The organism is Hutsoniella sourekii ATCC 700629 (genome assembly GCF_000518205.1).
GTDB classification, from domain to species: domain Bacteria; phylum Bacillota; class Bacilli; order Lactobacillales; family Aerococcaceae; genus Hutsoniella; species Hutsoniella sourekii.
In genome coordinates this window covers 1-15,214 of sequence record NZ_JADD01000022.1, presented here as the reverse complement: position 1 = coordinate 15,214, position 15,214 = coordinate 1, and the positions used below count along the sequence as shown (strand labels likewise).

Sequence of the window (15,214 nt, the reverse complement as noted above, 5' to 3'; positions counted from 1 at the left end):
TTATAGCATAAAAATAACCCGCTTTTAAAAGCGGGTTATTCTAAACGTTAACGTTTGAAGCTAGCGACTTTCTCTTGATTTTCCTCAACCCATTTAGCAGCTGCTTCTTCTGCAGTCATGCCTAGGTGCATATCGTACATCACAGATTCCATATCTTCAATTTCCCAGAAAAAGTTATCAATAATTTTCTGAGCTTCAGGATAGTCCTCTTGGAATCCTTGACGGGTTAAGGTATGCACGTTCTCTTCCGTTCCCATTGTCTCCTTAGGATCTTCAAGCATGGTAAGATCATATTCAGAGAACATCCAATGAGGCGTCCAACCCGTAATGACAATCTCATCTTGATTAGCTATAGCCGTCTCTAATTCAATCAACATGGCTCCTGTTGAAGAAGTCTGTTGACTCCATGATTGCAAGTTAGGGTAACTATCAAGCGTCGCCTCAGTCATTTCAGTAATACCAGCACCAGGCTCAATTCCTGTGATTACTTGATTAGCCTGAGTGTTTAAGTCTTCAATGCTAGTTATACCCATGTAGCTAGGAACCGTTAAACCGTTTTGAGGACCTTCCAAGTTAGGGCCTAGATCAATAAATTGTCCTTGATAGCGTTCATATAGGGGTCCTTGGGTAACTGGCAACCAAGGCGATACAGTAAAGTCAATATCACCAGATGAAAGCGAAGAAAAGAGAACCGCAGGATCAAGTTCATTATATTCAACCTCGAAGCCCTCATCTTCAAGAATCTTCTTGATGACATGCGCTGAGGCAATTTCACTATCATACTGGGTACTTCCAACCTGAATCTTATCTCCCATACCTCCAAAAGCTTGGAAGGAAGTTCCTAGTAATAAGAGAACTCCCAAAGCTGACAAAATAATTTGCCCAAAACGTCTCTGCTTAACTCGCGAATCTGCTAATTGGCTCACTTCAACTCGTGACATGGTTAATGCTTGAGTGAAACGGTCAATAATAATAGCTAAGATAACTAAGGCCAAACCATTAACAAAGCCGTTTCCTACCCTAGCTCTCTGCAAGGCCGTCAAGACGCCTTCACCAAGTCCGGGTGCCCCAATCATGGAAGCCGTAACAACCATCGAAAGAGCTAACATTGTTGTCTGATTAATACCAGAGAAAATCGTTTCCTTTGCTATAGGTAATTCGACCTTAAAGAGCTTCTGCCAAGCTGTTGATCCAAAAGAATCCGCCGCTTCAATTAATTCAGTTGAAACCTGACGAATACCTAAATTGGTCATCCGAACGGTCGGCGGTAAGGCAAATATCACAGATGCAAAGACCCCAGGAACCATACCGATACCAAAAAAGGCCACGGCAGGAATTAAATAAACAAAAGCAGGCATAGTCTGCATAAAGTCTAGGAGTGGCTGAATAATACTTTCAGCCCGGTCGCTCTTGGCCATTAATATCCCCAATGGGATCCCTATTACAACTGAGATCAAGCTGGCCATAATCACTAAGGTTAAGGTTGATAACATGGCCGACCACAAACCTTGGTTGTAAACAAAGAATAGGCCGACAAGAGCAAATAGACTCAAGCCTAACTTACGATTAGAAATAAAATATAATAGAATCGGTAAAATAATAATCAAGGCAATGGCTGGTACCATGTGAAGTGCTTCGGTCATTGAATTCATCAATAAATTCCCACTTGCCTGCAAAAAATTAAACATTCCTGCAAATGTTTCGGTGAGCCAAGCAGTAGCCTTCTCAATCCAAGGCGCCATTGGTATCGTTGGAATATTTTCAAGCATTATCCTTCATCCTCCTCTGCATCTTCAGGTGTCAGAGCGTCAAGTATAGTACGACGTCTAATTACCCCTTGAACTTTTTGATCGTCATCAACGACAACAATCGGAGCAGGTGAATTATTCATTAAGTCAAATAAATCCTCCACTAATGCTGTCGGTTCAACTGCTACTACATTGGAATCCACGATTTCCCCTAGCTTGGTAGACCCTTTGGTCGCTAAGGCCACATCTCGAATATCCAAGAATCCAACTAATTCATTGAATGGGGTCACGGCAAGTAAGACATTAACATCATCATGTCGCATCCGGTGGAGAGCCGATTTAGCAGTATCCCCTTCAACGTCAACAGAAATAGCCGGAACCATAATATTTTCGGCTGTCAATACTTTAGAACGGTCCACGTCCACCACAAAGTCACGAACAAAGTCACTATCCGGTTCCATTAAGATTTCCTCACCCGTACCAATTTGCATGATACGTCCATCTTTCATGATCGCTATCCGATCCCCAATCCTTAACGCTTCATTCAAGTCATGGGTAATAAAAATAATGGTCCGTTTCTGACTAGCTTGCAATTCAATCAATTCATCTTGCATATCTTTACGAATTAATGGGTCTAAAGCTGAAAAAGCCTCATCCATTAATAAAATATCTGGGTCATTGGCCAAGGCCCGAGCTAGACCCACTCGCTGTTGCATCCCGCCTGATAATTGATCAGGATATTGATCCTTAAAATCCAGGAGATTTGCATTGTCTAAAGCTCTCTCAGCTCGCTCTTGACGTTCTTTCTTATCTACTCCGCGCACCTCAAGTCCATATTCAACATTTTCTAAGAGGGTGCGATGAGGGTATAAAGCAAAGCTTTGAAAAACCATATTAATCTTATCGCGGCGAGTCTGTCTTAAGGTCGATTTATCCATATCTGAAACATTCTCACCATCAATTAAAATATCCCCACTAGTTGGTTCGATCAAACGATTCAACAAACGAATAAGAGTCGATTTCCCACTACCAGATAAGCCCATTATAACGAAGATTTCACCTTCATTAACATCAAAGCTTGCATCATAGACTCCAACGGTCGCTCCCGTTTGATTTAAAATTTCATTTTTATCAACCTTCTTTTTGACAAGGTCAAGGGCTTGATCAACTTGCTCTTGGTTGCCAAAAATTTTGGTCAAATTTCGGACTGATAACTTGGCCATAAATCCTCCTTGGTATTTATTCAAATGAAAAAGTGACATTCTCATAATAATTATAGGTTGTCACTTTGTCAAACCAGGTGCTAGCTAAAAAAGAAATTTTATCTAAATCTAATTTGTTAGCCTTTTCAAAGAGCCGACCCTCATAAAGTATTCATAAAAATAGCTGAATTCCATCTCTTACTTGTTATTTATCGCAATAAATAGTAAAACCTGATGGTCAGTCTGCCCTACGTATTTGTTTAAAAACAAAAATCGAACATCCCTGACTTAGAAAGTAGCTTAAACCACGGATCTGGCTAAATACCAAGGAATCCATCCCTTAGAGAACAAGGGACACACGCCTTGACAAAGAGTAGATCACAAGGATTCTAAGTCAGGAATATTCGATTTTTGAATCTATTGATCAAAGCTTTAATTGAACAGAAATTATTTCTGCTAATTAATATTTAAGTAAAGCCTTGTAAGGGTACCCTTCTAATTTTTCAGACCCCTTAAGACCTTCCAATTCAATCAGAAAAGCACAACCGACTACGATACCACCTAGTTTTTCAACTAAATCAATCGTTGCTTTTACAGTTCCACCTGTTGCTAACAGGTCATCAATAATTAGGACTCTCTGTCCTGGCTTAATTGCATCCTTATGCATCGTCAAGGTGTCAGTGCCATATTCAAGATCATACTCGACTTCAACGGTTTCTCTTGGTAATTTTCCTGGTTTACGTACCGGAACAAAACCAATTTCCAGAGCATAGGCTACGGGGCACCCAATAATAAATCCTCTCGCTTCAGGTCCAGCTGCTACATCAACTTCGAGCTCTTTAGCGTAATCGACAATTTGTTGGGTAGCATAACTAAAAGCATGGCCATCAGCCATTAAAGGAGTAATATCTCTAAAGATAACTCCTTCTTGCGGATAGTCAGGTACAGCTGCGATATATTCTTTTAAATCAATCATCTTGTATCTTCCCTTCAAAATAATCCTTAATATCAGCCAAAGACTGATAATTAAGCAATTCTTCTATTTCCATCATCTTTAAATAGTCCTTATAGGAGTCAAGTTGAGTTAAATCAACCTTTTGATTGGTAGTTACACGGTTCATTTCAAGCCAACCATCCTTAATTGTAACAAATCCTGCTTCCAAAAACATCAAAAACATGATTTTAAGTTTAGTTTGGGATAGCTTGAGCTGAGAACTAATTGACGCTAACTGTGGCCTAATTTCAAATTGATTGACTTGTTTACAATAAGCGTAGAGTTTAATCAGATCAGGTCGTGAAGGAGCTCCTGCTAGATATTTTGATTCTTGGACATAGCTGACTAAATAAACTTTAGCTAAATCCAAAGCCAATAGCTTATTTAGATAGCCTAGATCCTTAGGCGCTTCTACTATCACCAAGGATTCTATATGACTGGGAATCTCTTGATCTTGATTATAGAGCATTGCCATACTACTACTAGGAATTTTATCTTGATAATAGTCAAGCAATCGTTGATGTCTAAAGACATAAAGGGCCTCCTCCAAAGTAAAAATATCCGGAGATAATCGGCTAGACCGCCAATCAATCCATTGGTTCCCCTCGATAGATAAGTCTTCTATCAAAAGTTGCGCGGATTTTTGTGATTGCCATTCATTAATCGAAAGCTGACCTAATAAATTAATTTGCTGATTTTCTTGAATATCCTGGGCTTGATCAGCCTTTGAAAACCCTATTGCCGTTAACAATGAATTAGACTGGTCAGAACTTGAAATGGATAGCTTAACATGATTCCTTTGACTCCCTATAAAGTTTATCTTTTGCACTTGGGCTTGGTCGATAGCAATCAATGGCCGTTCATTTCCCATGCCAAAGGGCCCTAATTGATTAATTTCTTCAATTAGATCAAGGGTTACGTCTTCAGGATTTAATACCAAGTCAATCTTTTTGACTTCAGGCTTTTGAATTTGAGCTTGGAAGCCGTCAGCCTGGCTTAATATGGTCGTCTTAAAGGCTTCCCAATTCTCAGAGCCAATTGTTAGTCCAGCTGCCTGCTCATGGCCACCGAAAGCCTTTAGAAGTGAAGAATTTTGACTAAGCAGTTGAAATAAGTCCACCCCAGGAATGCTCCTACCCGATCCCTTGTATTCATTAGAGTCTCCATTATATTGGAAAACCAGTGCCGGCCGTTGGTAGTGTTCAACCAACCGGCTAGCCACAATGCCTAAGACACCTTGAGACCAGTCCTTTCCAGATAGGATTAGGATAGAAGGTCGCTCTTGAGTCTTTTCAATCAATGTTCGTGACTCCTCATAGATCTGGTCTACGAGATCTTTACGCTCTTGGTTGACTTGATTGGTCTGATCAACTAACTGGTCCACTAAGCCTTCATCAAAGCTTGCCAGTAACTCCAAACCTGGGGTCGGATCGCCTAAGCGGCCTAGAGAATTAAGTCTTGGTGCAATTATAAAAGCAATGGTATCTTCATCGATATCTTCGCTATTAATATTTTGAGAAGCCAATAAGCGCGCTAATCCAAGGCGACTAGTCGCTTTCATCAAGGACAAACCACTCAGTACAATGGTCCGATTTTCATCAGTCAAGGGAACTAGATCGGCAACCGTTCCTATAGCTGCTAGCTCAAGGGCTTCCACCGGTATTTCATCCAACAAGGCACTAGCTAGCTTTAGGGCTACACCCGCACCAGCTAAATCTCCGAAGGGATACTGACCTTGAGGATGGCGAGGATGAATAATGGCATAAGCTTCCGGCAAATCTCCTTGCATTTCATGATGATCGGTAATTATTACGTCAATTCCTGCTTGCTTAGCCCATGAGACCGCTTCATATCCAGCCACCCCGTTATCCACTGTCAATATCAACTCAGTCCCTGCTTCCACCAACTCTTGATAGCGCTCAAGATTAGGCCCATAACCATCAGTAAATCGATTAGGTAGGTAATAGTTTACCCTCGCACCTAAGGATTCTAAGGCTTCATACATGATTAGGGTTGAGGTAATCCCATCAGCATCATAATCTCCATAAATAGTAATCTGTTCCTGATTGGCAATGGCCTCTTGCAAGCGATTAACTGCCAGATCCATTTGATAAAAGAGATAAGGATCGTGAAAGATTTGCGGTTCTTGGTCAGTAGCCTGTTTTAGTTTTGTATAAGTATCTAATCCCCGATTATAGGCCAACTCTAAAAAAGCGGGATGGTAACTTGCCCCCGCTTGTTTAACTTCAGCTTGAAATGTTTGCCAATCTAGCCCTCGATCTTTTGGATATTCCCACTGGTATTTGGCTAAATTTCTTTTCATGAACTCTAACCCCCTTCTTAAATTAAGGGATCTTTTGCGTCAATTAAATCCTCTGTTGTGTCCCCGTTGTACTGAGTTTGAGGGATAATTGTTGTATTGTGTTGCTTGGATTCGATATCTTTGATTTGAGCCTTAAGATCAGCAATTGTTTTATCTTTACTTAAGGTAAGCGTATTGCGTTCATCCTTAAGACGATTCACTTCTTTTTGAAGTTCTTTGTTTTTCTTGTTATTGCGGGTGATAGCGGTCATTGATCCGATCAGTCCAACAATCGCCCCCACTAAAACACTAAATAATATCACTAACACTAGAGGAACTTGCGTTTGATAAAAGATAAAATCAACTTCTGCTGTTGCCGTATTTTGAATAGCAAATGTCACCACTAAAATTAACACCAAAATAGCTAAGACTACTTTCCACTGCCCTTTCATGATGTGGCCTCCTTAATATTATAACTAACTCTCATTGTATCAAATGCCCTGCCAAAAAACAGCTAATAAGTCGTTTAACTAAAAGGAATTTCAAATTCATTTAAGTCATAGACAAGGCGACTGGCAGGAAAAATATTTTGTGCATCGACTTGCAAGGCCTTAGCATCCGGACCTAGATAACGGGCTGAAATATGATTCAAATATAGCCTTTTGACCTGACACCGTTTTGCCGTTTGAGCAGCCTGGGTAACCGTCGAATGGAAATGTTTTTTGGCCATTTCTTCTTCACCTTTACCGTAGGTTCCTTCATGAACTAATACATCTGCATTCTCAGCCAACCAATCAATATTTGGATGTTGCCTAGTATCACCGAGAATGGTTAGCACTCGACCTGCCTGCTTGGGACCAATAAAGTCCCTGCCATCAAATATTCTGCCATCTTCTAATTGTATGGTTTCTCCTTTCTTTAATAATCCATACATTGGTCCTTCCGGTATACCTGCATGCTTGACCTTGTCAATCTGCAATTCTCCTTCTTTATCTGGTTCTGTTATCCGGTAACCCAAGCTCAAGATCCCATGATCCAAGGGTAAATAATCACAACGATAACCATGACCAATATCGAAATGTCCCCCTTGAGGATTCAATTCATTAATAACGAGTTGGTAGCTGAGCTTGGACTTGGAGAATTTCAAGCTAGACAGAACAAAATCCTTAATTCCTGGTGGTCCATAGATTGTGAGTGCTTGATTGTCACCCCCTTGAAAAGACCTCGAGCTTAATAGACCCGGCAAGCCAAAAATATGGTCACCGTGTAGGTGGGTGATAAATATCTTGCTGATTTTACCTGGTTTCAAACTAGTTTTTAAGATTTGGTGCTGGGTAGCTTCCCCACAATCAAACAACCAAACTTCATTGATTTCATTTAATAATTTTAAAGCTAAGGAACTAACATTTCTTGATTTTGCCGGAACACCTGCTCCAGTTCCCAAAAATTGAATTTCCACTCAATCACCCTTTCATCATTTTATTATATTTATCCTAGATCTAAATGTCGAATATAAAAAAAGAAAAACATCCATGACCTAGTAAAATGCCTTGATTTTCTCAGCTTAAATTCTTAGTCACTAAGCAAGAATTCAGCCGAGGGCTAGATCATAGATGTTAAAAATATTGATTGCTCGTGTATTCACTCATTCTAAGAGTCAAAACCTTCTTATTATCTTTGTCGGTACAATTCCTGAGCAATAAGAACTGCAAATTCATGAGCGCCTTCTGGATTTGGATGAGCACCGTCCTCATACAACCACTGTGGATTGTCATTAACTCGGGAAGCCCAATCAATGATGTGAACATTTCCGTGACGTTGAGCCGCTTCTAGAAGCCTTTGATTGGCGTCTTCACGCCATACCCGGTTAACATGAACATTGACAAAGAATATGTCTTTGTCTGGTCCGATTGCTTGAATATAATCTTCTAGCTGAGATTGAGTGTAGGTGCCATTGGATCCTAAGATTGTTACAACTGTATCTTGAAGCAATCCCTGACTAGCTAAGCCACTGACAACCGGTAGGCTATTGTATAGTTGTCGACCCACTTCTCCATCAATAACCGCTTTAGGAAAGACTTGTTGAATCTCCTCTGCAGCAGCTAAAAGAACTGAATCACCAATAAAGGTCACTTCTAAACCGTTCGCATATAATAACTCTTCTTGGTTTAAACCTTCAATATGGTTGACGACTTTCGTATTTTGAGTGTCTTCTGTTTGAGTTGAGCTAGCCAATTCTTGGTTACTTTCAATGACTTCTTGTAATTGATTGGCCATTTCACCCTTTTGTTCAGGAGCAATAGCTAAGGCTATAACGGCTAAGAAAGCCATAATTAAATAACCAGCCGTCAAGCTTTTAACTTTTCGAAGTCCTTTAGGATGCTTTTTAAGATAACGAACTTGAGCTCGAGCTTTCTTGAAGTTAAAATCCTGTCCAAAAGGTAAACTAATAGTCTGTTGCTCAAATATCCGATAAGAAGCTTCTGTTAAAAGCATTAAAACGATAAACTGAATGGCTACAGTTAGCCATAAATTTGAACTGAAACTTCCCATTAAACTAGGAACAATTAAATATATAGGGTAATACCATAGATAAATTGAATAACTTCGTTTACCGAGATAGCTAAAAGGCTTCAAGGTGACTAAACGATTGATCCAGGTTTCAGGATGGATAGCTGAAGCAATTAGAATCGCAGTTGACAAGGTAAATAAGAGCATACCAAAGCGATAGGCAAAGGCCTGAGTCCCATACATGAAAACAACCATCAGTAAGATTAATACCAGCGAACTAATACTTATGAGGTTCAGTAATTGTTTAGCTTTCTTATTTAACGGCTTTGGATTTAATTCCAAAGGCAAGATAAATCCAAGAGCCCCACCTAAGGTATAGGCAAAACCACGTGTCAATAAATCATAATAGACCCGTGTCGGATCTCCGCCTTCCGGAAACCAATAAGCCATTAAACTGGCTGAGATCAGTGAAATAACTAATAAGAAATTGACAGCCACAGCTGGTTTTTTATTCCATGAAAAAATCAATCTCACTAAAAGAGGTGTTAATAGTAGTAAAAGTCCTAATAAAGACACATACCACAAGTGGGTAAAAGGCGATGGATTAGCTGCTTGAACAAAATATGATTGATTTTGCCATATTTGATAATAGTTATTCAAAAAAGCTAAGGCTGAAAAAGCCATGTTCCGCAAGTTAAATAGATAATCTCTGGCAAACAAGAGAATAAATGCAGCCACAGAAATAATCATTGCTAACATAGGGAAAAACAAACGATTAAACCGACGTTTATAGAACAACCATGTATTAACTTTCTTACCCTTAGTACTGGCTTTATAAAAATGTCTAAAGTTAAAGAAACCAGCAATAAAAAGGAACATATTAACTGCTAAAAAGCCACCTGGTACCAAATGTTGAAAGAAATAATAGGCTAAGATGAAGAGCATAGCTAGGCCTTTTAGACCATCAAAAAAGTCAGATCGTTTTGTCTTCATGCTATCACCTACTCAAAAAACTCAAATTGGTAACCAGAAATTTCAACTGTATCTCCGCTTTGAGCTCCCTTATCTCTAAGAGCCTGATCAATTCCCATGGCTCTCATCTGACGGGCAAATCGTTGCATGCTTTCATCATGGGCTTTGTTAGTCATCTCAAACAACTTTTCAATCTTGGCACCCGTCACTAAATAATAATCGCCATTCAGACGATGTACTTGGAAATCATCTTCTTGCTCTTCCAACTGATAATGAACATGATCGTCTTCAACTTCTTCTTGTAGTGGGATGAAGTCAGTAGCTTGAATCTCTTTATCAATAGCCCAAAGCAATTCCTTGACTCCCTTATTTTGCCACGCAGATATTTCGTACAAGTCTTTGACTGCTATATCAGGATGTGCTTGGTAATAACTAGTTAATTTCTCTTTAAAATCTTTTAAGTTCTCCCAAGCAATCGATTCATCCATCTTGTTAGCAACAATAATCATCGGACGTAGCAAAAGGCGTTCATTATATGATTCAAGTTCCTCCATTATTTGCTGGAAATCGTCAAAGGGATCACGTCCATGAGTGGCTGCCATATCTACAACATGAACTAGTACTTTGCTTCGCTCGATGTGTCTTAAGAAATCAATACCTAATCCAACACCCTCGGATGCACCCTCAATCAGGCCTGGCGTATCAGCAACAACAAATTCATGGTCAACACCTAATTTAACTACACCTAAGTTAGGAACTAGGGTTGTGAATGGGTAATCGGCAATCTTAGGTTTAGCATTAGAGATAACTGATAAGAGGGTCGACTTACCGGCAGACGGGAAACCAATAAGAGCCACGTCTGCCAATAACTTTAATTCAAGAGATAGTTCTCTGGCCTGGCCTGGCTCTCCATTTTCTGCAATGGAGGGCGCTGGGTTTTTATGGGTGGCAAAACGAATATTGCCTCGGCCTCCACGGCCTCCCTGAGCCACGACCACCTCATCGCCGGCATGAGTCAAATCAGCTAACAGTTGACCCGTCTCAAGGTCTCTGACAATGGTACCTGGTGGGACAGCGACATAAAGATCATCTGCACCTGCCCCATACATTCCTTTGCTCATTCCGTTTTCACCGTTTTTAGCCTTGAAGTGGCGATTGTAGCGAAAATCGAGTAGTGTCCGTAAACCTTCATCCACATAAAAAATGACACTTCCACCTTTTCCGCCATCACCTCCAGCAGGACCCCCGTCAGGAACATATTTCTCCCGACGAAAAGCAACCATACCGTCCCCACCTTTTCCAGCTTGAACGTGAATTTTAGCTGTGTCTAAAAAATTTGACATCCAATGCCTCCTTTCTAATCAAGATTAAGTGTTTTTAAAATTTACTAATTAATTGTCTAGGATCAAATAGGTTAAATACCGCTTCCGTAAGGACTTTTAAGGTCGCTTGACGGTTACCTTTAATCGTAGGATCATCGGTATTAACCATATTATCTTCAAAATACGCTTCAATCGTTGGAGCTAATCGATAGAGGGTGCCAAATAATTCAACTTGCTCAACTAACAGGTCAAGCCCCATGACTTGTGAGATCAAAGCCTTCTCTGATGATGTTTGAGCGAGCGTTTCTGAAATAGGTTGAATCACTTCAACTTGATGGCCTAGGTTAACAACTCGTGTCAGTTGCTCAACAAAGTTACGATAAGTAGCTGGATCATCCAACTTCAATGTCTGCATCCGTTTAGCAGTATCCACCATTACTAATAAATCTAAATGGTTGACTTGAGTAACAGATTGAATAATATCATAATCTACCCCATCTGCATCCAGATGATTAGAGACGCGAGCTTGGATAAATTCCTTGATAGCAGTTAATACAGCTGGGTCCAAGACCTTTTGATGAAGAATGGTCAATAAGTCAAAGTCCCAACGACGATCAAGCATAATTTCAACAATACCACTCGCTTGACGGCGAAGAGCAAACGGGTCATTAGATCCCGTTGGTATAATACCAGCTTCAAAGAATTGGATCAAAGTATCCAATTTATCAGCCATGGCCAAGAGAGCGCCCGCTTCCGTGGCTGGCAATTGACCGCCAGCTTGATTAGGTAAATATTGACTACCGATAGCCCTAGCTACCGCATCGTCTAAGCCATAATATTCAGCATAAATTTCACCCATTTGCCCTTGCAGTTCAGGAAATTCATCCACTACTGCTGTCATTAAGTCAAATTTATAGCACCGTGAAGCCTCCCCAGCTATTTCAACTGCTTCCCCTGTTGGCAAACTTCTGCCTGGTTGATTTGCAATTAATTGAATCAGAGCCTCTACACGGGCTTCTTTTTCACCATAAGTTCCAATGGCCTGATGCTCATTAACATAGTCTAGTTTTTCATTAAAGAAGTTTAAGCTATGCTTTAGATCCTCTTGGTAGAAGAATAGAGCATCCTCTAAGCGAGCTTTTAAAACCTTTAGGTTTCCTTTGACCACATTCTCTAAATGCTCCTGATTTCCATTACGCACTGAAATAAAGTAAGGTAACATTTTTTCAGTGGTCGGATCTTGAACATAGAAATAGCGTTGGTGATCTTTCATCGCAGTCTGAAGAATAATTTCTGGAACCTCTAAATAAGAAGATTCGAACTCACCATAAAAGGCAGTGGGCCACTCGACAATAGCTGTTATTTCTTCCAATAAGTCTAGGTCCATCGGAATACGCCATGTGTTTTCTTGAGCAATTTCTTGAACTTGATGGCGAATAATGGCTTGGCGCTCTTCAAAGCTCGCGATCACATAATTTTTCTTTAATGCATTCTCGTATTGAGATTCATCTTCTAGGACGATATCTTTACTTCCTAAAAACCGGTGACCACGCGTATGGTTTGAACTAGTGATACCGACAAATTCAAAAGGAATAATCTGATTGTCCAATAGTGATACCATCCAATGAACAGGTCGAATAAAGCTAGTTTCCAAATTACTCCAGTGCATGGTAACGGGAAAGTTCATCGCCTGTAGAATCGTAGGTATTTCCTTTAATATTTCCTCGACTGCTTGACCGGCTATAAACTTATCGACATAAATATAGTCTTCTCCCTTGTAATCTTCAACAATAATTTCCTCAACGCTGGCACCTTGCCCTCTAGCGAAGCCTTCAGCAGCCTTAGTCCATTGCCCTTGATCATCTTGAGCAATTCTTAGAGCAGGTCCTTTAACTTTTTCTTGAATATCTGCTTGCTTGTCAGCAATATTGTGGATACGAACAGCAATTCTTCTTGGCGTAGCAAATGATTCAATCTCTTCATAAGCGATCCGCTTTTCTGCTAAGAAGTCAGCAATTCGTTGACTTAATTGATCACGAATGCCTAACAAGAAACGTGCGGGAACTTCTTCTAAACCTAATTCAAATAAATAATGGCTCATTATCCTATCCTCCTAGTCCTCTAATGCCTTGGCTCGTTCTGACTCATCATGAAGTAGCGGGTATCCAAGTGCTTGTCGCTCAGCAACAAATTGACTAGCAACTCCTCGAGCCATTTTACGAATTCGAGCTAAATAACCTGCCCGGTCAGATACTGAAATAACGCCACGGGCATCTAACAAGTTGAACGTATGGCTACACTTCAAAATGTAGTCATAGGCGGGATGAACGAGACCTTCCTCAATCAGTCTCAGCGCTTCAGCTTCATAGGCAGTAAAGTTATTAAATAATAAATCAACATCGGATACATCAAAAGAATAGGTTGAGTGTTCTTTTTCCGGTTGCTTGAAGATTTCTCCGTATTTAATACCGGGAGCCCATTCTAATTCATAAACATCGTTAACATCCATAATATACATAGCCAGACGCTCTAAACCATAGGTTATTTCAGAGGTAGTCGGATAACATTTCAGTCCTCCAACTTGTTGGAAATAAGTGAACTGAGTAATTTCCATCCCATCAATCCAAACTTCCCAACCTAAGCCCGCACAACCAAGAGATGGATTTTCCCAGTTATCTTCAACAAAACGAATATCATGCTCAAGAGGGTCAATTCCTAAAACAACTAAGCTATCCAGATACAATTCTTGAATGTTCAAGGGTGAAGGCTTCATCACCACTTGAAACTGGTGGTGTTGGTAAAGTCTGTTAGGATTCTCTCCATAACGTCCATCTGCTGGACGTCTGGAAGGTTCAACATAGGCTGCATTCCAGGGTTCAGGTCCCACTGACCTTAAGAAGGTATAGGGGCTCATTGTCCCTGCCCCCTTCTCCGTATCATAACTTTGTAGAATGAGGCAACCTTGTTCAGCCCAATAATTTTGTAATTTCATGATCATTTCTTGGATTGTTAACTTTTGCATTCTTTCTCCTACTTTCCCTTTTGTCAACAAAAAAAGCCCAATGATTAACCAAACTGGTTATCAAAGGGACGATTGTAGTCGCGGTTCCACCCTAATTCTAGCTGAGCTAGCACTTCATTATCCAATTATTACCTATCAGCTGCCTACGATATTGGTCTAGCTTGCACCGTCCTAGACTCGCTCTACTATCTTCTATTAATGCCTTTAGTTAAACAATAGTTTACTGTGTCTTCATTAAAAAGTCAACTAAAATACCAGAAAAGACTGGCTGACTTTTTAACGAGCTTCCTCTCTTAAAATTTTATAATTTCTTTTGAATAAGGTATAATCATTATAAAAATAGAGTGAGGAGGAATTAGCTTGACACCAAGTAAAGAGGATTATATAAAAGCTATTTTAGAGCTTGGTGGTGATACCCAGATGATCCCTAACAAAGCCATCGCCAAAGCAGTCGGGGTAAAAGCTGCCTCAGTCACCGAAATGATCAACCGCTTAGTCGCAGAAGAATTAGTTACCTATATTCCCTATAAAGGCGTGAAAGTTACTCGAAAGGGCCTTAACTTAGCCAGTGACCTTATCCGAAAACATCGTATATGGGAGGTCTTCTTATACGAACACCTCGGCTACTCATGGGATGAGATTCACCAGGAGGCCGACCAATTAGAACATGTATCAACAGACAAATTAATAAACCGACTCTATCATTATTTGGGAGAACCTAGCCACGATCCCCATGGTTCAGTGATCCCCAAGCCTGGAATCAATTTACTCGAGACTTGCCAAGAACGTACAGATTTAGCTAGTCTGCAAGCAGGCGATCACTTTCAAATTGTAGCTACCAGTGAAGAAACAAGTCACTTGCATTATATGGACCAAAAAGGTCTTGCCCTAGGTGCTATCTACCAGGTCAAAGAAATTGATCAATATGGGCAGTTAATCATTCTTGAAGACCCTAACAAAGAACAGGTCGTCATTGGATTGCCGACAGGTTCTGGAATATTCGTCCAAGTAATCGATCCCTTAAATTAAAAAAGACCAACGATCAGTGTACTGACCCCCAAAAGTTAGAGTTAAAAATCTAACTTTTGGGGGTTATTTTATGTCCAAAAAATATTCTTACGAATTTAAATTACAAATTGTA

General features: G+C 40.1%; 11 protein-coding genes. 1 reads left to right on the top strand and 10 read right to left on the bottom strand.

All coding sequences use genetic code 11. The features are described 5' to 3' along the window. Positions 1-47: 47 nt before the first annotated feature. The 10 genes from T408_RS0106180 to glyQ form a co-directional block, all read right to left on the bottom strand. Positions 48-1,769 (bottom strand): ABC transporter permease/substrate binding protein, encoded by a 1,722-nt coding sequence (locus tag T408_RS0106180; protein WP_028119169.1) that lies wholly within the window; start codon positions 1,767-1,769, stop codon positions 48-50. After that, positions 1,769-2,971, bottom strand: coding sequence for a quaternary amine ABC transporter ATP-binding protein (locus T408_RS0106175; RefSeq protein ID WP_028119168.1), 1,203 nt, complete (start codon positions 2,969-2,971; stop codon positions 1,769-1,771). The genes T408_RS0106180 and T408_RS0106175 overlap by 1 nt, the downstream gene beginning before the upstream one ends. Positions 2,972-3,410: 439 nt before the next feature. Beyond that, complete coding sequence (locus tag T408_RS0106170; protein WP_028119167.1) at positions 3,411-3,923, bottom strand: adenine phosphoribosyltransferase; 513 nt, start codon at positions 3,921-3,923, stop codon at positions 3,411-3,413. After that, a complete protein-coding gene (gene recJ / locus T408_RS0106165) occupies positions 3,919-6,267 on the bottom strand; it encodes a single-stranded-DNA-specific exonuclease RecJ (RefSeq protein ID WP_028119166.1) in 2,349 nt (782 codons plus the stop codon). Before recJ ends, T408_RS0106170 begins: the two co-directional genes overlap by 5 nt. A 17-nt stretch (positions 6,268-6,284) precedes the next feature. Beyond that, complete coding sequence (locus T408_RS0106160) at positions 6,285-6,698, bottom strand: LapA family protein (RefSeq protein ID WP_028119165.1); 414 nt, start codon at positions 6,696-6,698, stop codon at positions 6,285-6,287. A 74-nt stretch (positions 6,699-6,772) separates the two neighbouring features. Further along, the gene (gene rnz / locus T408_RS0106155) at positions 6,773-7,705 is read right to left on the bottom strand and encodes a ribonuclease Z (protein WP_028119164.1); all 933 of its coding nucleotides are present in this window, start codon (positions 7,703-7,705) and stop codon (positions 6,773-6,775) included. A 212-nt stretch (positions 7,706-7,917) separates the two neighbouring features. Further along, positions 7,918-9,750, bottom strand: coding sequence for an acyltransferase family protein (locus T408_RS0106150; protein WP_028119163.1), 1,833 nt, complete (start codon positions 9,748-9,750; stop codon positions 7,918-7,920). A gap of 8 nt (positions 9,751-9,758) precedes the next feature. Then, the gene (gene obgE, locus T408_RS0106145; RefSeq protein WP_028119162.1) at positions 9,759-11,072 is read right to left on the bottom strand and encodes a GTPase ObgE; all 1,314 of its coding nucleotides are present in this window, start codon (positions 11,070-11,072) and stop codon (positions 9,759-9,761) included. A 34-nt stretch (positions 11,073-11,106) separates the two neighbouring features. Next, positions 11,107-13,152 carry a glycine--tRNA ligase subunit beta gene (glyS, locus tag T408_RS0106140; protein WP_028119161.1) on the bottom strand — a complete coding sequence of 682 codons (2,046 nt, stop codon included), beginning with the start codon at positions 13,150-13,152 and terminating at the stop codon, positions 11,107-11,109. Positions 13,153-13,164: 12 nt separating this feature from the next. Then, a complete protein-coding gene (gene glyQ / locus T408_RS0106135; protein ID WP_028119160.1) occupies positions 13,165-14,073 on the bottom strand; it encodes a glycine--tRNA ligase subunit alpha in 909 nt (302 codons plus the stop codon). 360 nt (positions 14,074-14,433) lie between these two features. On the opposite strand from glyQ, the gene T408_RS0106130 reads away from it, so the two are divergent. Next, entirely contained in the window at positions 14,434-15,102 is a 669-nt protein-coding gene (locus tag T408_RS0106130; protein WP_028119159.1) for a metal-dependent transcriptional regulator, read from the top strand. Positions 15,103-15,214: the final 112 nt, after the last annotated feature.

Bases quoted from the DNA above. Each gene is read 5' to 3' on its own strand.
- T408_RS0106180 (WP_028119169.1), bottom strand. From the start codon at position 1,769: ATGCTTGAAAATATTCCAACGATACCAATGGCGCCTTGGATTGAGAAG.
- T408_RS0106175 (WP_028119168.1), bottom strand. From the start codon at position 2,971: ATGGCCAAGTTATCAGTCCGAAATTTGACCAAAATTTTTGGCAACCAA.
- recJ (WP_028119166.1), bottom strand. From the start codon at position 6,267: ATGAAAAGAAATTTAGCCAAATACCAGTGGGAATATCCAAAAGATCGA.
- T408_RS0106160 (WP_028119165.1), bottom strand. From the start codon at position 6,698: ATGAAAGGGCAGTGGAAAGTAGTCTTAGCTATTTTGGTGTTAATTTTA.
- T408_RS0106150 (WP_028119163.1), bottom strand. From the start codon at position 9,750: ATGAAGACAAAACGATCTGACTTTTTTGATGGTCTAAAAGGCCTAGCT.
- obgE (WP_028119162.1), bottom strand. From the start codon at position 11,072: ATGTCAAATTTTTTAGACACAGCTAAAATTCACGTTCAAGCTGGAAAA.
- glyS (WP_028119161.1), bottom strand. From the start codon at position 13,152: ATGAGCCATTATTTATTTGAATTAGGTTTAGAAGAAGTTCCCGCACGT.
- glyQ (WP_028119160.1), bottom strand. From the start codon at position 14,073: ATGCAAAAGTTAACAATCCAAGAAATGATCATGAAATTACAAAATTAT.